Genomic DNA, 17,242 nt, shown 5'->3' on the forward strand with positions numbered 1-17,242 from the left:
GGTACTGCAGGGGGGACCCTGTGGGAGAGTAGGACGCCGCCGAACAAATTGTGTGAGAGCCCCTGCCGGGTTACCGGCGGGGGCTTTCTGCGTTTGCGGTCGATTAAGGTCGAGTCATGCGCTATGACCTCGTGATCTTCGACAATGACGGTGTTCTCGTCGACAGTGAGCCGATTTCCAATCGCTATCTCGCCGAGTACCTCACGGAACTCGGGCACCCGACATCGTACGAGGACTCCGTCCGGGATTACATGGGGTCGGCCATGCACCGGATTCACGAACTGGTCCTGGAGAGGACCGGAAGGACGCTGCCGGGGGACTTCGACGACGTCTTCCACCGGCGGGTGTTCGCCGCGTTCGAGCGGGAGTTGGAGCCCGTGCCAGGTGCGGCGGCTGTGCTGGAAAAGTTGGTCGCGGACGACGTGCCGTACTGCGTGGCCTCGTCCGGAAGTCATGAGCGGATCCGGGTCGGGCATCGGAAGACCGGGCTCGACCGGTGGTTCGGGGACGGGCGCGTGTTCAGTTCGCAGGACGTGGGGCGGGGGAAGCCGGCACCGGATCTCTTCCTGCACGCGGCCGAGCGGATGGGCGTCGCACCGGAGAGGTGCGCCGTGGTCGAGGACAGCCCGCTCGGAGTGCGGGCCGGTCTCGCGGCCGGTATGGATGTGTACGGGTTCACGGCGATGACGCCCGCCGAGAAGCTCGCCGGAGCCAAGGGGTACTTCTCGGACATGGAGGCGCTCCTCGACCTGCTTAGTTGAGCAGTATTCAACTTCCTCTACCCTTGGGCAGGTCATGACCCCTAATGTGCCGCCATGACAGATGTGCTGCGGCGCGGTCGGGCCGCGTTGGCGTTCAGCTTCTTCGCTCAGGGTGTCGCCTTCGCGCTGCTCGTGACACGAATTCCGGCCATTCAGGACCGGTACGGGGTCTCCGACGCGCTGTTGCCCGCCTTCCTCGCCGCCGTGCCGGTCCTCGCCGGGCTCGGCAGCGTCTGCACCGAGCAGTTGGTGAAGCGAGTGCCGCCGAGCCGGGTGCTGCGGTGGTCCCAGCCCGTCGTGCTCCTGGCGCTGCTCGGGGTGGGTGCCGGAGAGCACATGGTCGTGCTCGGGGTTTCGCTGGCGGCGTTCGGGCTGGCGGTGGGTGCGCTCGACGCGTCCATGAACATGCTCGGGGTCAGCCTGCAGCGGGCGTACGGGCGGAGCATCATGCTCGGCTTCCACGCCGTGTACAGCCTGGGCGGGATAGCCGGGGCCTCGCTGGCGTGGGTGGGGGCGCACTGGGAGCTGCCACTGCTCGTGTCGTATCTGCCGGTGGTGGTCGTGCTGCTGCCGGCCGCGCTGGTGGGGAGCCGGTGGTACGTCGACGCGGGGCCGGTGGAAGAGAAGAGAGAGAACGCCGTCGAGGCGGGGGCGGGTGGGTCGGTCGCCTTCGCGATGCTGCTGCCGCTCTGTCTGGTCATGTGCTTCGCGTACATCGGGGACTCGACCGTCTCCAACTGGAGTGCCAAATATCTCCAGGATGTGCTCGGGAGCAGTGAGCAGTTGGCGACCGTGCCCTACAACGTCTATATGGTCACCACGCTGATCGGCCGGTCCCTCGGGGACTTCGGGGTGCGGAGGTTCGGGGCGGCGGCCGTCGTACGGGCCGGAGCGCTGGTGGCGGCCGTCGGGTTCGCCGTGGTGGCGGGGGCGCCGGGGGCCTGGGTCGGGATGCTCGGGTTCACCCTGCTGGGGCTCGGGTTGTGTGTTCTGGTGCCGCAGACGTTCGCGGCGGCGGGACGGCTGTTCCCCGGGGCTTCGGATGCGGCTGTCGCTCGGCTGAATATCTTCAACTATGTCGGGTTTCTGATCGGTTCTCCGTTGGTGGGCGCGTTGGGGGACCTGTGGAGCTATCGGGGGGCGATGCTCGTACCGATGGTGTTGGTGCTGGTGACGTTGGTGTACGCCCGGTCGTTCGAGACCGAATCGGACCGATACGGTGGCAAGCATGAGCGGCCGCGCACAGCTGATGTGGGACGAGGCAGTAACGGGCTATGACTTCGGGCCGGACCATCCGATGGATCCGGTCCGGCTGGCGTTGACCCGGAGTCTGGTGAGTGCCTTCGGGCTCGACCGGGAGATGGACGTCGTCGCGGCGAAGCCCGCCGGGGAGTCGACCCTGCGGCTCGTGCATCGCGAGGACTATGTGGCGGCGGTGAAGGCCGCGTCCGCGAATCCGGCGGGGGCCGACGGTGCGTACGGGCTGGGGACCGTGGATGATCCGGCCTTCGCCGGGATGCACGAGGTGTCGGCTCTGATCGCCGGACAGTCGGTGGGGGCGGCCGAGGCCGTGTGGCGCGGCGACGCGTTGCACGCGGTGAACTTCGCGGGCGGGCTGCACCATGCGATGCCCGGGGGCGCCTCGGGGTTCTGTATCTACAACGACGCGTCGATCGCCATCGCCCGGTTGCTGGAGCTGGGTGCCGAGCGGGTCGCGTACGTGGATGTGGACGTGCATCACGGGGACGGGGTGCAGGCCGCGTTCTGGGAAGATCCCCGGGTGCTGACGATCTCGCTGCACGAGCATCCACGGACGCTGTTTCCGCAGACCGGGTGGCCCGAGGAGACGGGAAATTCGTCCAGCGCGGAGGGGTCCGCCGTGAACGTGGCGTTGCCGGCGGGGACCGGGGACGCGGGGTGGCTGCGGGCGTTCCACGCGGTGGTGCCGGAGGTGCTGGCCGACTTCCGGCCGCAGGTGCTGGTGACACAGCACGGGGCGGACACGCACTTCGAGGATCCGCTGGCGCACCTGGCGGTGTCGTTGGACGCGCAGCGGGCGGTGCAGATAGCTCTGCACGAGCTGGCGCACGAGCACGCGGACGGGCGGTGGGTCGCGCTCGGTGGGGGTGGGTACGCGGTGGTGGATGTGGTGCCGCGGTCCTGGACGCATCTGGTGGGGATCGCGGCGGGGCGGGAGATCGCGCCCGAGGCGGTGATTCCCGAGGAGTGGCGGCAGCGGGTGTTCGCGCTTACGCGGCAGTTGGCGCCGGTGCGGATGACTGATGGGCGGTGGCCTGTGGGGTGGGCGGGCTGGGAGGCGGGGTACGACCCTGCGGATCGGTTGGACCAGGCCGTGCTCGCGGCTCGGAAGGCTGTGTTTCCGTTGCGGGGGTTGTTGCCGTAGAGGGTTTCGCCCCCGCCGCTCCTACCCGTCCCATCCCACGGGCTGTGCGCCCCTCGACCCTCGTCAAGACGCAGGGCTCTGCCCCGGACCCCGTTCGCGCGGTTCCCCGCGCCCCTAGGGTTCGTTACGCCAACTGTGTGGTTCGGCATGGGGTTTCCGGGCGCGGGGGCTGATCCATGCGTCAGCATCGAGGCGTGGTGAGTGTCGGGGCGGTGCGAGAGCATCTGGTTGCCTCTGGGCTGGCTGGGAGGATCGCCACCGCTCGGGAGGTGAGTCTGCGGAGTTATCGGTTGTTCGCGGCTCGGGATCCTCGGTTTCTGATCGGGCTCGATCCAGAAATGACCTGGGAGCAGCGGGATGTGCTCGGGTTGATGGCGGAGAAGTGTGGGGTTTCGGCCGATCCGGGGTGTACCTCGGGGCAGGATGTGATTGATCCGGAACGGACGTTGCGGGCGCTGGACCGGTTCGCGGACCGGCTCGGGGCGGTCGCCCGCAGTGGTGGGCCGGTGCTTTTCGGGACCGGGCACCCGCATCGGCTGATCGGCTTCTACGGCGCGTTGACGGACGCTTTGTCGTCGGTGGGATGTGAGGTTCTCACCCCTGCGACGGGTAGACGTGTCGACATAACGACCCGGTTTGGCCTACGCACGTACAACCTTGACTACGTACGAGGTGTCGCCCTCGTCCGGGAGGCGACCGCCTTGCGCCCCGGTTGTGCGACCGGCGTGCACACTCATTCACCGCTGCCGGTTCGGACGGTTCTGGCGGCCGTGGCGGAGGCCGGCGAGCCGCTCCCGGAACTTGTGGTGGGAGACCACGGATGGGTCTGCGGGGCAGGTCAGCTGGGGTTCGAGGCGATCGGTCTGGCCGATACGGACGATCCGGCGCTTTTCGTGGGGGAGGCGGAGGGGCGGGTGTCCGTCGCCGTTCCACTTGATGACGGTGTGCGGTCTGCTTACTACCGACCGCTGACCCGCTACGTACTCAAACGGGCGTGTCTGTCACAGTAGGCCGCCGATGGCATCCCCTCTTCCCCACTCGCATCACCCGCCCCTACATTGGGGAGTGAGCACGCAACGACGAAGAGTCACCGGAAGGGGAAGCCGGTGGCCGTCGAGTGCGGAAGGTTCAGGTGTGTCATGGCTGCAGCTGGCGAGAGGCCTCTGAACGAGGTCGCGTTCCTGACCGTGGCGGAAGTCGCCTCGGTGATGCGAGTGTCGAAGATGACCGTGTACCGCTTGGTGCACAGCGGTCATCTGCCGGCGATCCGGGTGGGCAGGTCCTTCCGGGTGCCGGAGCAAGCGGTTCACGAGTACCTCCGCGAGAGCTACGTGGGGGTGGAGACAGCCTGACGGTCACCGGGGCCGGGGGCGTTCGAGAGGGCCTGAGGGACCTCTGGGATACCCCCGGTTCCCCCTCGATTACGACCTCAGCGCTCGGACGGGTAGGCTGGCCCCTCGTAGGTCGTATGGGCCCATGGCGCCCAAACACCGAGTGATGAGAAGTGAGCGAGGGTAGTCGTGGGCTCTGTTATCAAGAAGCGGCGCAAGCGGATGGCCAAGAAGAAGCACCGCAAGCTGCTCAAGCGCACCCGCGTTCAGCGTCGCAACAAGAAGTAAGGCGGTCCGGCCCCTGAGAAGGGGTCCTGGCCGGCCCCCGTCGCGTAAGGGGGCCGTACGCCTTGCTTGCTTGCGCGAGCGCTGCTGAGAGCGCGTTGTCGTGACCCCCCACCGAATGCGGTGGGGGGTCACGGTTTTTTGGGTCGGTCGTTGTTTTTTGCCGGTCGTTGACGGGGTCGCGGTCGTCACAGCGCGACATCGACCCGCTAACGTGGCCGCACATGGGGAACGCGGCAGACCACCGGCAGAGTTACGCCAACGAGAGCCGACGGCTGGAAGGAAGGCGCTGATCTTGGGCAAGGTCGTGCTCGTGACCGGGGTGGCCCGTCAGTTGGGTGGCCGGTTCGTCCGACGGATCCAGCGTGACCCGCAGGTCGACCGGGTCATCGCGGTGGACGCGGTGCCGCCGGGACATCATCTGGGCGGCGCGGACTTCGTGCAGGCCGACATCCGCCAGCCCGCCATAGCCCGTGTCCTGGCCGAGTACAACGTGGACACCGTGGTGCACATGGATGTCACGGGCACCCCGTTGGGCAGTGGTGGCCGGACCACGCTGAAGGAGACCAACGTCATCGGCACCATGCAGTTGCTCGGTGCCTGCCAGAAGTCCCCGTCGATCAAGCGTCTGGTCGTGAAGTCCAGTACGAACGTGTACGGCTCCGCGCCCCGTGACCCGGCCGTGTTCACCGAGACCACGCCGCCCAAGTCCCTGCCCAGCGGCGGCTTCGCGAAGGACACCGTCGAGGTCGAGGGGTACGTCCGCGGCTTCGCGCGGCGGCGACCCGATGTGGCCGTGTGCGTGCTGCGGTTCGCCAACATCCTCGGTCCGAGCGCCGATTCGCCGCTCGCCTCCTACTTCTCGCTGCCCGTGCTGCCGACCGTGCTGGGCTACGACCCCCGGCTGCAGTTCGTGCACGAGGACGATGTGATCGAGGTGCTGCGGATCGCCTCGCACGAGCCGACGCGGGGCACCCTCAACAGCGGCACGTTCAACATCGCCGGTGACGGTGTCCTGCTGCTCTCGCAGTGCGCGCGGCGGCTGGGCCGGCCGACCGTGCCGTTGCTGATGCCGGCGGTCAGCTGGCTCGGCTCCATGGTCCGTACGCTCGGCGTGACGGACTTCTCGCCGGAGCAGCTCCGGCTGCTGACCCACGGGCGGGTCGTGTCGACGCACCAGATGCGGGAGACGCTGGGCTACCGGGCCAAGTACACGACCATGGAGACCTTCGCGGACTTCGCCCGCAGCAGGGGGCCCGGGTTGCTGCCCCCGGAGGCCCTGGCCGGGGCCATCGACCGGATCGCCGCCCTGCCCGTGCCCGTTCCGGGCGGCGGTCACCCCCCGACGCAGAGCGCCAACTGAGGAGCGCATCAACGATGGCGGATGCCAAGGTCATTCCGTTCGACGACGACCGGGCGCGCGGGGGTGCCGTGCAGCGCCCGCCGCGCCGCCGGAGTACGGGGAGTCGGCGCAACGGCGAGAGCGCGGTCGTGCGGGACGTTCGTGAATCCGGTGAGGTCCAGGCCCTCCCGGGACGGCCGACCAGCACCGATGATGTTCCTGTGACACGGGAGAAGCCGGAGGCGTCCCAGGGGGGCGCCGAGGCAGCGGACAGTGGCGGCCTGGAGCGACGGATCGCGGGCGGTCTCGCCTTCCTGCGCAAGCGGCTCACGGGTGACTACGAGGTCGACGACTTCGGCTACGACGCCGAGCTCACCGACCAGGTGCTGATGTCGCTGCTGCGGCCCCTGTACGAGAAGTACTTCCGGGTCGAGGTGAAGGGCATCGAGAACATCCCGACGGACGGTGGCGCCCTGATCGTCGCCAACCACTCCGGGACGCTGCCGATGGACGGTCTGATGATGCAGGTCGCCGTCCATGACAACCATCCCACCGGCCGCCATCTGCGGCTGCTCGCGGCTGACCTGGTCTTCATGCTGCCGGTGGTCAATGAGCTGGCCCGCAAGCTCGGTCACACTCTCGCGTGCGCGGAGGACGCCTCGCGGTTGCTCCAGCAGGGTGAGCTGGTCGGGGTCATGCCGGAGGGCTTCAAGGGGCTCGGCAAGCCCTTCGGGGACCGCTACAAGCTCCAGCGGTTCGGGCGTGGTGGCTTTGTCTCCACGGCGCTGCGGACCGGTACGCCGATCATTCCGTGCTCGATCGTGGGCGCGGAGGAGATCTATCCGATGATCGGGAACTCGAAGACGATCGCGCGGCTGCTCGGATTCCCGTACTTCCCGATCACGCCCACTTTTCCGTGGCTCGGGCCGCTGGGGGCGGTGCCGTTGCCGACGAAGTGGACGATCCAGTTCGGTGAGCCGATTCCGACGGATGGGTATCCGCCGGAGGCGGCCGAGGATCCGATGCTGATGTTCAATCTGACGGATCAGGTGCGTGAGCAGATCCAGCACACGTTGTACAAGTTGCTGGTGCAGCGGCGGTCGGTGTTCTTCTGAGGGGCGGTCGGTCGGCTGGGCATCCGGCGGTCGGGCTGGGCGGGGGTGGGGTCCGCTGCTCGGCGGTTGCGAGGTGCCGCTTGCGCCCACCCGTCCCGTGCCGCCCCAGCGGCACGACTGCCCGCAGCCAGGCATGGCCGGCCGATGGCCCGAGGGTCCGCGGTCACGCGTGACCTGCGGCCCGCAGCTGCGTGACCGGCGATCCGGGCGCCCGCGGTGCGTGGGACCGGCGGTCGGATGGTCCTGCGTGGCGTCGCCGGTTGCCCGTGTGTACGACGGTGGGGGCGTCCTTCTGGAAGAAGGGCGCCCCCACCGTCGTATGGGACTAGTTGCCGGTCTCGCCGTCGATGCCCAGGCCGGGTAGGAGGCCCGGGAGGAGGGGCGGGACGGTGACATCGGGCTGGGTCGGGGTGGACTTGCCGGTGGACGGGGAGGTGCTGGTCGTGTCGTCCTGGGGCGGGTCCAGGAGGCCACCGGTGGTGCCGCCGACGAGGCCTTCGCCGCTGCTGTCCGAGGTGGACGGCTTCGGCTTGCTGTCGCTCTTCTCGGGGCCGCCGACCGAACCGCCGCTGGCGCTGGGGGCCGGGCGGCCGGGGTCGGTGGAGCCGGGGGTGTCGGAGCCCGGGGAGCGCTGTTTGTCGTCGCCGCCCTGAGCCGGGGGCGGCGGCAGCAGCGACGAGTGCGGGGCGACCTCTTCGTCTATGGCGTCGAAGACCGACGACACCTGCTGACTCACGTCCCCGAGCTGCACGGGCAGCCGGTCGCGGAGCGCGCCCCAGGCCTGGCGGTGGGACCGGGAGAAGGCCGAGAGGGCTTGGATGGGGCCCAGCGAGTCAGGGTCCCGTGCGAACGCCTCGTGGAGTAGTCGGTGGCCCTCGGAGGCGTCGTGCCGCATGCCGCTGAGGGCGCGGCGGATCTCGCCGAGGGACTCGTGGTCGAGCTGTCCGCCGCGCCCGCGTTCCATGAGGCGGTGGGCCTCGCCGAGCCGGGTGGACGCCTGGTCCAGGTAGAGCCGGCCGCGGTCGTCGCTGTCGTCGGCCAGGGTGAGTTTCACGTCCTCGATGCCGCGCTTGAGGCCGTAGAGCGAGTCACCGGGCAGGGCGTCCGAGCTGGCGGCGGCCACACCGCCGAACGCGCTCGCGGCCACACCGACGCTGAGCCCGCCAGCGGCGAGGCCCTTCGTCAGGCGCGACCGTGGTCGCAGCTTCCCCAGCGGCCTCGCCCGGTGCGCGCCTCGTGCCTTGCCTTGCCGCTGCTCGGGCACCGAAGGGTCCGCCTCGCGCCCCGGCAGTGTGCCGTCCCGCAGCATGGCTTCCATCGCGGCCACCAGTTGGGCGCGATGGACGACCTTGACCTCGGGGTCGAGCACTGGCTTGGGCAGCTCGTCCAGACCGGTCGTGAGGGCCAACAGGCGGCCCTGCTCGGTCTGTTCCGCTGCCCGGGCCGGTGCCGATCCCTCGGGCTGCTCGGCCGCCGTGCCCCGGTCGGACTGCTCCTCCAGGGCCTGGGCGAAGGCGTTCGCCCGCCGGTGCGCCGATACGTTCGCGATCACTGGCGGCACCTCCTCTCGTCATGACGGTCGACTCCCCAGGGGGTCCTGAGGGTTGCACGTCTCCGACCGGTGCACACGATCGAGTGATCGGTGTCGGCCGGGGCGCGACCACAGGGAGCCTGTATCCCGCACAACGAGCGGCTTGGCACTTGGGTTACGGACGGCGGATGATCGGACGAGGAAGGCAACGGACTTCGACGGAGCGTGAGTTGAGCGTCGCTGAACGTGGATGATCGGCGCGTCCGGTCGCGGTGTCGCTCAGTGGTGGTCGTCCCGGTCGGCGGGGTTCAGCGGGCGTCGTCCGGGAGGAGGCGGGCGAGGGTGCGCACCGCGCGGTACTGGAGGGTCTTGATCGCGCCCTCGTTCTTGCCCATGACGCGGGCGGTCTCGGCGACGGAGAGGCCCTGGAGGAAGCGGAGGGTGACGCACTCCTGCTGCTGGGGGTTGAGGCGGCGTACGGCCTCGAGCAGTGCAGCGTTGGAGAGGGACTCCAGGACGGAGTCCTCGGGGGAGCGCTCGACCTCGTTGGCGTCGAGCATCTCGCCGGTGGTGACTTCCAGGCGGAAGCGGCTGGACTTGAAGTGGTCGGCCACCAGGTTGCGGGCGATGGTGACCAGCCAGGCGCCGAAGTCGCGGCCCTGCCAGGTGAACGTGCCGATGCGGCGCAGTGCGCGCAGGAACGTCTCACTGGTGAGGTCCTCGGCGGTCGCCTTGCCGCCGACGCGGTAGTAGATGTAGCGGTAGACGGTGTCGCTGTACTGGTCGTACAGGCGGCCGAAGGCGTCGGTCTCGCCGGACTGGGCGCGTTCGACGAGGTCCATCATGCGGGCGCTGTCGCTGTCCGCGGCAGGCCGGCGGGTGGTGGTGGCGGTGGATCCCGAACGGCCTCGTCTGCCCGCCCGCCCGTCACCCGACCACCGCCCCTCGACGACAGCGCTTCGCGCCGGCCCCTGCTCGACGCCGTCGGCCAGTGCGTAGCACGGACCGACGGGCGCGGCGGAGGTGGCGAGGGCGGGGACGGCGTACGCGGTGGGGACGAAGCCGCGCAACAGTTGGTTGACCGTCGCGCGCAGCGTAGCCAGGCCCGAGGCGTCAACCCCGACGTGTGGGTACACGGGACTCCCAGAGGCAGAGCTTCCATCACGTGCAGTACGGAACCTTTCACCCGTCGTAGCGACGGAGGGGTACCCGTTTGCGTTTGAGGAGAATAACGCTTCGTGCAGGCACTGCTACACCCAGTTGCTCAAATCATCGATTACGTCGCTTCTGTTACTGATTGACGGCTGCTCAAGTGCCGTTCCGTGATCGGTTGTTGATCGATTGAGTTCGTGTTCCGTCTGGGTGCGGGGCCTGTTGTGGTCGGGTACGGACGGCGTGACTGAGGGGGTGGTGGTGGGGGTAGGACGGCTGGAATGCCGGGTCACAGGGTCGGACGCGCGAACGCCGGAGGGGCCGGGAAACCCGGCCCCTCCGGCGTTCGAGAAACGATCAGCCGTTCAGCGGCGGCGGCGGTGCAGCGCGATCGCGGCCGCCGTTCCGCCGGCCACCGCGCCCACGCCCGCCGCGGCGGGGAGGCCGACCTTGGCGGCCTTGCGGGCGGTGCGGTAGTCACGCAGCCGCCAGTCCATCTCGCGGGCGTGCTTGCGGAGTTTGGAGTCCGGGTTGATGGCGTACGGATGGCCCACGAGCGAGAGCATCGGGATGTCGTTGTGGGAGTCGCTGTACGCGGCGCAGCGCGAGAGGTCCAGGTCCTCCGCGGCGGCCAGGGCCCGTACGGCCTCGGCCTTCGCGGGGCCGTGCAGCGGCTCACCGACGAGCTTGCCGGTGTAGACGCCGTCGACGGACTCCGCGACCGTGCCCAGTGCGCCGGTCAGGCCCAGACGGCGGGCGATCACCTGGGCGATCTCCACGGGCGCGGCGGTGACCAGCCACACCTTCTGTCCGGCGTCGAGGTGGGCCTGGGCCAGGGCACGGGTGCCCGGCCAGATGCGCTCGGCCATGTACTCGTCGTAGATCTCCTCGCCGATGATGGTCAGTTCGGCGACGCGGTGGCCCTGGACGATGGAGAGCGCGGAGTTCTGGGCGTCCTGCATGTGCTCGGGGTCCTCGGACCCCGCCAGCCGGAACCATGCCTGCTGCCAGGCGAACCGGGCGAGGTCGCGGGTCTCGAAGAACTTCCGTTTGTACAGGCCCCGGCCGAAGTGGAAGAGCGAGGCGCCCTGCATGACGGTGTTGTCGAGATCGAAGAAGGCGGCGGCCTTGTCGTCGCCGAGGACCGGGAATTCCGGCTCCTTGACGGCGTCGGGCGCGGGGGAGATGTCCTCCAGTTGCTGCGAGGACTTGCGCGCTGCCTCCGCAGAGGCCTCGCCTGCCAAAACGCTCCGCGCCGTGGCGGAGCGCCTACGGGGAGTGAGCCATCCGAGAGCGGCCATGTCGTGAGCATAGCCAGTCTGTTCGGTACTTCCGGAGTGGAGAGGTTTGCAGGTGGTGAACTCTTTACGGCCGTGTCGTCGAAGAAGTGGTCCGGTCGGAGTGTCACCGTGCGCGGCGGGGAGGAACCGGTGGGGAAAAGGGCAGGTCGTGCGCTTCGTGGTGAGGAAGGGGTGTGGACATCGGGTGCGGAGTGACAATGGCCGACATGAGTGCGATGTTCCGGCGGACGCCGAAGAATTCCCGTGAGCGTCTCGTCACACTGATCGGGAAGCCCGGCTGCCACCTGTGCGACGACGCCCAGACGGTGATCGAGAAGGTCTGCGGTGAGCTGGGCGTTCCGTGGGAGAAGAAGGACATCACCGAGGACGCGGAACTGCACCGGCGGTACTGGGAGCAGATCCCGGTGGTGCTGGTGGACGGCGCTCAGCACACCTTCTGGCGTGTGAATGAGGAGCGGCTGCGGAAAGCGCTGTCCTGAATGTGACCTGACCGACCAGTCCAAGTGGTCCCAATAGTCGCTTAGGATCGACGGGCTGGTTGGTCTCGGGGGCGGGATTCGTGAGGAGAGTGTGCGGTTTTGCCCCCGTGGAGCAAGGCGTCCGGTGAGGAACGAAGGTACGTGTGTGCCGGTTCCCTGCGCGTGCGTCGGGCGTGCGTGACCCCGGTCACGTTGGCCGGGCAAATCGGACACCATCTTTGTGCACGCGTTCACAAAGACATAGCCTGCTGTCGACGGGGCGGTCTGGGGACGCTTGACCGCCCGCAGCCCCGCTCTACCCGCAGGAGCACCGTGGCAACTGGCCGAACTCACCGACCGGCGACCCGTAGCCGAGGGATTCCCGAGGCCACCGTCGCCAGGCTTCCGCTGTACCTCCGTGCCCTGACCGCACTGTCGGAGCGCTCGGTACCCACCGTTTCATCCGAGGAACTGGCGGCCGCCGCCGGGGTCAATTCCGCGAAGCTGCGCAAGGACTTCTCGTACCTGGGCTCCTACGGGACGCGGGGTGTGGGGTACGACGTCGAGTATCTCGTCTACCAGATCTCGCGTGAGCTGGGGCTGACCCAGGACTGGCCGGTCGTGATCGTCGGTATCGGTAACCTCGGCGCCGCGCTCGCCAACTACGGCGGGTTCGCCTCCCGTGGATTCCGGGTCGCCGCGCTGATAGACGCCGATCCGGCGATGGCGGGGAAGCCGGTCGCGGGCATTCCGGTCCAGCACTCGGACGAGCTGGAAAAGATCATCGAGGACAACGGGGTGTCCATCGGGGTGATCGCCACCCCCGCCGGGGCCGCCCAGCAGGTGTGCGACCGGCTGGTCGCCGCCGGGGTCACCTCGATCCTGAACTTCGCGCCGACCGTCCTGTCCGTGCCGGACGGGGTCGACGTACGCAAGGTGGATCTCTCCATCGAGCTGCAGATCCTCGCCTTCCACGAGCAGCGCAAGGCGGGGGAGGAAGCCGCGGGCGAGGCCGAGGCCGTGGCGCTGACTCCGAAGGAGTCCGGGAAGGGACCCGACGGGGATGTCCCCGTCGTGATGCCGGCATGAGTCTCCTGGTCGTCGGGCTGAGCCATCGCAGCGCTCCGGTGAGTGTGCTGGAGCGGGCGGCGCTGTCCCTGGACGCACAGATCAAGTTGCTTCAGGACACGGTCGCCGCCGAGCCGGCCACCGAGGCCGCCGTACTGGCCACCTGCAACCGCATCGAGCTGTACGCCGACGTGGACAAGTTCCACGCGGGCGTCGCCGAACTGTCGACGCTGCTCGCCCAGCACAGCGGGGTGGGGCTCGACGAGCTGACGCCGTACCTGTACGTGCACTACGAGGACCGGGCCGTCCACCACCTCTTCTCGGTGGCCTGCGGACTGGACTCCATGGTCGTCGGCGAGGGGCAGATCCTCGGGCAGATCAAGGACGCGCTGGCGCGGGCGCAGGAGCTGCACACCGCCGGGCGCCTGCTGAACGACCTGTTCCAGCAGGGCCTGAGGGTCGGCAAGCGGGCGCACTCCGAGACCGGGATCGACCGGGCCGGGCAGTCGCTGGTGACCTTCGGTCTGGAGCAGTTCACCGCCGGCGCGGACGTCGAGAGCTGGGCCCGGGGCAAGCGGGCCGTCGTGATCGGCGCCGGGTCGATGTCCTCGCTGGCCGCCGCGACGCTGGCGCGCGCGGGCGTCGCCGAGATCGTGATCGCCAACCGGACCTTCGACCGGGCGGAGCGTCTCGCACGCCTGCTCGAAGAGCAGTACGGACACCGTCCCACCGAGACGGACGGAACGGGCGGAGCGGGTGTGCTGGCCCGCGCGGTACCGATGGGATCGGTGCCGGCCGAGCTGACACGTGCTGACGTCACCATCTCCTGTACGGGCGCCACGGGTCTGGTCCTGACCGCCGAGATGGTCGCCGCGGCCGTCGAGGGCCGAGTGCCCGAGGGCGCACTCCCCGCGGAGGCCGAGCCGCGTACCGACATACGGCAGGTCCTGCCACCGACTTCCCTCGGCGACGACGAATGCCCCCTCGATCTGCCCGCCGTGCAGGGCGGCGGCTTCTCCGTGCTCGGGGAGGCCGCGGTGGCCGGGATGGACGCGGCCACCCTGGAGCAGCACGCGGCCTGGGTCGACAACGCGACCGTGGACCGGCGCGCGAGCCGTCGTACGCCGGAGCGCGAGACCGCGCGTACGCCGGCGGCCGACGCCGAGGTGATCGCCGCGCTCGTCGCGACCGTGGCCGTGACCGGGCGGATCACCGAGCTGCGCCGGCCCGAGCCCGTCGTCGAGGTGCCCCGGCCCGCGCCCGTGCTGGCGCTGCTGGACCTGGCGATGCCCCGGGACATCGACGCCGCCGCGCACCGGCTGGCCGGGGTGCGGCTGGTCGACATCGAGTCGCTCGCCGAGGTCTCCGCCGACGCTCCGATGGCCTCCGACGTCGACATGGTGCGGAGGATCGTTTCGGACGAGGTGGCGGCCTTCGGCGCCGCTCAGCGGGCCGCGCACATCACCCCCACCGTCGTGGCGCTGCGCGCCATGGCCGCCGATGTCGTCGCGACCGAGATAGCTCGCCTGGAGGGCCGGCTTCCGGGCCTCGACGACAAGCACCGCGGCGAGATCACCCAGACCGTGCGGCGCGTCGTCGACAAGCTGCTGCACGCGCCGACCGTACGGGTCAAGCAGCTCGCGGCCGAGCCCGGCGGCGCCGGGTACGCGGACGCGCTGCGGACCCTGTTCGACCTGGACCAGGAGACGGTAGCCGCCGTGTCACGGGCCGAGGACAGCAGGACCATGGAGAACGACGCCGAGAACCGAGGGCGATCATGAGTGAGCCGCAGAACAGGGCCCTGAGGCTGGGGACCAGGCGAAGCAAACTCGCCATGGCCCAGTCCGGGCAGGTGGCGGACGAGGTCCGCCGACTGACCGGACGGCCCGTCGAACTCGTGGAGATCACGACGTACGGCGATGCCTCCCGCGAGCATCTGGCGCAGATCGGCGGCACGGGCGTCTTCGTCACCGCGCTGCGCGAGGCGCTGCTGCGCGGCGAGGTCGACTTCGCCGTGCACTCCCTCAAGGACCTGCCGACCACGCACCCGGACGACCTGGCGCTGGCCGCCGTACCGGTGCGCGAGGACGCGCGGGACGTGCTGGTCGCCCGGGACGGACTGACCTTCGAGCAGCTCCCCGAGGGCGCGCGGGTCGGCACCGGGTCGCCCCGGCGGATGTCCCAGCTGAACGCGTACGCGCGCAGCCATGGGCTCACGATCGAGACGGTTCCGATCCGCGGGAACGTAGACACCCGGATCGGGTATGTGCGGAAAGGTGAGCTGGACGCCGTCGTTCTGGCCGCCGCCGGACTGAACCGGATCGGGCGGAGCGACGAAGTGACCGACTTCCTCGCGGTCGACACCGTTTTGCCCGCCCCCGGCCAGGGGGCACTCGCGATCGAATGTGCCGCGGACAACGCGGAACTGATCGCCGCGCTCGCCGGACTCGACGACCCGTACACACGGGGCGCCGTGACCGCCGAGCGGTCCCTGCTCGCCGCCCTGGAGGCCGGTTGCAGCGCACCTGTGGGTGCGTTCGCCGACCTGCTGGCCGACGGGCAGATTGTCAAGGAGATGCGCCTGCGCGGCGTCGTCGGCACGACCGACGGCTCGACGCTGGTGCAGCTGTCCACCACCGGTCCCGTGCCCGAGACGTACGACCAAGCAATGGCGCTCGGCCGTGAACTCGCCGCCGAGATGCTCGCTAAGGGCGCGGCCGGTCTGATGGGGGAGCGAGCACATTGAGCCCCACCACCCTTCCCGCCGGTCCGGACCACGGTCACGTCACCTTCCTCGGTGCCGGACCCGGGGATCCGGGACTGCTGACACTGCGCGCCGTCGAGGCGCTGGCGAACGCGGACGTTCTCATCGCCGAGCACCACGTGCTCGACGTGGTGCGTACCCACGCCCGCGAGGGCGTCGCCCTATTGGACACGGATTCCAGCCCGCCGTCCGCACCGACCGGGGCGCCCTCTGCCTCTTCCGCGGCTACTTCAGCGGATACGTTTCCGGGCACAGGCACGCCTCAGCTGACGGTTGTTGACGGCGCGTCAACAACCGTTGGTGCACCCGCTGTGCGCGATGCCGCACATCTTGTCATGGAGGCCGCGCGGGGCGGCAAGCGGGTCGTGCGTGCGGTGTCCGGGGACCCTGGCCTGGACACTTACGCCACCGAGGAGATGCTGGCGTGCGCCGCCGCCGGCGTGCCGTTCGAGGTGGTGCCCGGTGTGGCGGCCGCCGTGGGTGTGCCCGCGTACGCCGGTGTGCCGTTGCGGGACGCGCAGGGCGCGGACGTGCGGTTCGTCGACGCGCGCACGGCGTCCGAGCGGTGCTGGGCGGAGGTCGGCACGTCCGACGGGACGGTCGTGGTCTCGGCGACGCTGGAGACCGTGGCCGCGGCCGCGGGCGAGCTGGTCGCCGCAGGCCGTAAGCCCGATACGCCGATGACCGTGACCGTCGCCGGTACGACGACCCGGCAGCGGACCTGGACCGCGACGCTCGGCACGATCGCGCAGACCTTCAAGCAGGCCAAGGTGCTGCCCTCGCCCGAGGCCGGCCAACCGGTGATAGCCGTGGTCGGTGAGCGTTCCGCCGCGGCCCAGCGCGACCAACTGTCGTGGTTCGAGAGCAAGCCCCTCTTCGGGTGGCGGGTCCTCGTACCGCGTACGAAGGAGCAGGCCGCCTCGCTCTCCGACCAACTGCGCTCGTACGGGGCCGTACCGCACGAGGTGCCCACGATCGCGGTCGAGCCGCCGCGCACGCCGCAGCAGATGGAGCGCGCCGTCAAGGGGCTCGTGACCGGCCGGTACGAATGGATCGCCTTCACGAGCGTCAACGCGGTCAAGGCCGTGCGGGAGAAGTTCGAGGAGTACGGGCTCGACGCCCGTGCGTTCGCAGGGATCAAGGTCGCGGCGGTCGGGGAGCAGACCGCGAAGGCGTTGATCGCGTTCGGTGTGAAGCCGGATCTGGTGCCGAGCGGGGAGCAGTCCGCGGCCGGGTTGCTGGAGGACTGGCCGCCGTACGACCCCGTCTTCGATCCGATCGACCGGGTCTTCCTGCCGCGCGCCGACATCGCGACCGAGACGCTGGTCGCCGGGCTGATCGAGCTCGGGTGGGAGGTCGACGACGTCACGGCCTATCGGACCGTGCGTGCGTCGCCGCCGCCGGCCGAGACCCGGGAGGCGATCAAGGGGGGCGGGTTCGACGCCGTTCTCTTCACGTCGTCCTCCACCGTGCGGAACCTGGTCGGTATCGCCGGGAAGCCGCACAACGTGACGGTGATCGCCTGTATCGGGCCGGCCACCGCGAAGACGGCTGAGGAGCATGGGCTTCGGGTGGACGTGATGGCTCCGGAGCCGTCCGTGCACAAGCTCGCGGAGGCGCTGGCGGACTTCGGATTGCGGCGGCGTGCCGCTGCGGTCGAGGCGGGGGGTCCCGTCACTCGGCCGAGTGAGCGGCGGCCGGGGGCGCGGCGGCGGAGATCTACGACCTGA

At 69.7% G+C, this 17,242-nt stretch carries 16 protein-coding genes; 13 read left to right on the forward strand and 3 right to left on the reverse strand.

The features are described 5' to 3' along the window. The first annotated feature begins 116 nt into the window (after positions 1-116). From ACFY9I_RS12585 to ACFY9I_RS12620, 8 genes are all read left to right on the forward strand, one after another. The gene (locus ACFY9I_RS12585) at positions 117-761 is read left to right on the forward strand and encodes an HAD-IA family hydrolase (RefSeq protein WP_391000414.1); all 645 of its coding nucleotides are present in this window, start codon (positions 117-119) and stop codon (positions 759-761) included. A 54-nt stretch (positions 762-815) separates the two neighbouring features. Next, positions 816-2,039, forward strand: coding sequence for an MFS transporter (locus ACFY9I_RS12590; RefSeq protein ID WP_391000417.1), 1,224 nt, complete (start codon positions 816-818; stop codon positions 2,037-2,039). Then, complete coding sequence (locus ACFY9I_RS12595; protein WP_391000420.1) at positions 1,990-3,165, forward strand: acetoin utilization protein AcuC; 1,176 nt, start codon at positions 1,990-1,992, stop codon at positions 3,163-3,165. Before ACFY9I_RS12590 ends, ACFY9I_RS12595 begins: the two co-directional genes overlap by 50 nt. A gap of 176 nt (positions 3,166-3,341) precedes the next feature. After that, complete coding sequence (locus ACFY9I_RS12600) at positions 3,342-4,175, forward strand: phosphatase (protein WP_391000423.1); 834 nt, start codon at positions 3,342-3,344, stop codon at positions 4,173-4,175. A gap of 129 nt (positions 4,176-4,304) precedes the next feature. Beyond that, positions 4,305-4,517 (forward strand): helix-turn-helix domain-containing protein, encoded by a 213-nt coding sequence (locus ACFY9I_RS12605; RefSeq protein WP_257542125.1) that lies wholly within the window; start codon positions 4,305-4,307, stop codon positions 4,515-4,517. Positions 4,518-4,685: 168 nt separating this feature from the next. Further along, positions 4,686-4,784 (forward strand): 30S ribosomal protein bS22, encoded by a 99-nt coding sequence (locus ACFY9I_RS12610; protein ID WP_003948845.1) that lies wholly within the window; start codon positions 4,686-4,688, stop codon positions 4,782-4,784. A 292-nt stretch (positions 4,785-5,076) separates the two neighbouring features. Beyond that, on the forward strand, positions 5,077-6,144 hold the full coding sequence (locus ACFY9I_RS12615; protein ID WP_391000426.1) for an NAD-dependent epimerase/dehydratase family protein: 1,068 nt from the start codon (positions 5,077-5,079) through the stop codon (positions 6,142-6,144). A 14-nt stretch (positions 6,145-6,158) separates the two neighbouring features. Then, positions 6,159-7,238 carry a 1-acyl-sn-glycerol-3-phosphate acyltransferase gene (locus ACFY9I_RS12620; RefSeq protein WP_391000429.1) on the forward strand — a complete coding sequence of 360 codons (1,080 nt, stop codon included), beginning with the start codon at positions 6,159-6,161 and terminating at the stop codon, positions 7,236-7,238. 325 nt (positions 7,239-7,563) lie between these two features. Here ACFY9I_RS12620 and ACFY9I_RS12625 read toward each other — a convergent pair whose 3' ends face one another. The 3 genes from ACFY9I_RS12625 to ACFY9I_RS12635 all read right to left on the reverse strand — a co-directional run bounded on the left by ACFY9I_RS12625 (position 7,564) and on the right by ACFY9I_RS12635 (position 11,222). After that, positions 7,564-8,790, reverse strand: coding sequence for a DUF5667 domain-containing protein (locus ACFY9I_RS12625; protein ID WP_391000432.1), 1,227 nt, complete (start codon positions 8,788-8,790; stop codon positions 7,564-7,566). A 287-nt stretch (positions 8,791-9,077) separates the two neighbouring features. Further along, on the reverse strand, positions 9,078-9,905 hold the full coding sequence (locus ACFY9I_RS12630) for an ECF subfamily RNA polymerase sigma factor, BldN family (protein ID WP_391000435.1): 828 nt from the start codon (positions 9,903-9,905) through the stop codon (positions 9,078-9,080). Positions 9,906-10,286: 381 nt separating this feature from the next. Beyond that, positions 10,287-11,222 (reverse strand): HAD-IB family hydrolase, encoded by a 936-nt coding sequence (locus ACFY9I_RS12635; protein ID WP_391000438.1) that lies wholly within the window; start codon positions 11,220-11,222, stop codon positions 10,287-10,289. 197 nt (positions 11,223-11,419) lie between these two features. On the opposite strand from ACFY9I_RS12635, the gene ACFY9I_RS12640 reads away from it, so the two are divergent. From ACFY9I_RS12640 to ACFY9I_RS12660, 5 genes are all read left to right on the forward strand, one after another. Next, positions 11,420-11,701 (forward strand): glutaredoxin family protein, encoded by a 282-nt coding sequence (locus tag ACFY9I_RS12640; RefSeq protein WP_391000440.1) that lies wholly within the window; start codon positions 11,420-11,422, stop codon positions 11,699-11,701. A 312-nt stretch (positions 11,702-12,013) separates the two neighbouring features. Next, complete coding sequence (locus ACFY9I_RS12645) at positions 12,014-12,769, forward strand: redox-sensing transcriptional repressor Rex (RefSeq protein ID WP_391000443.1); 756 nt, start codon at positions 12,014-12,016, stop codon at positions 12,767-12,769. Then, a complete protein-coding gene (locus ACFY9I_RS12650; protein ID WP_391000445.1) occupies positions 12,766-14,529 on the forward strand; it encodes a glutamyl-tRNA reductase in 1,764 nt (587 codons plus the stop codon). The genes ACFY9I_RS12645 and ACFY9I_RS12650 overlap by 4 nt, the downstream gene beginning before the upstream one ends. After that, the gene (gene hemC / locus ACFY9I_RS12655; RefSeq protein ID WP_391000448.1) at positions 14,526-15,494 is read left to right on the forward strand and encodes a hydroxymethylbilane synthase; all 969 of its coding nucleotides are present in this window, start codon (positions 14,526-14,528) and stop codon (positions 15,492-15,494) included. The genes ACFY9I_RS12650 and hemC overlap by 4 nt, the downstream gene beginning before the upstream one ends. Continuing rightward, complete coding sequence (locus tag ACFY9I_RS12660) at positions 15,491-17,242, forward strand: uroporphyrinogen-III synthase (protein WP_391000450.1); 1,752 nt, start codon at positions 15,491-15,493, stop codon at positions 17,240-17,242. The genes hemC and ACFY9I_RS12660 overlap by 4 nt, the downstream gene beginning before the upstream one ends.

The organism is Streptomyces sp. NPDC012510 (assembly GCF_042955065.1).
Classification (GTDB): Bacteria; Actinomycetota; Actinomycetes; order Streptomycetales; family Streptomycetaceae; genus Streptomyces.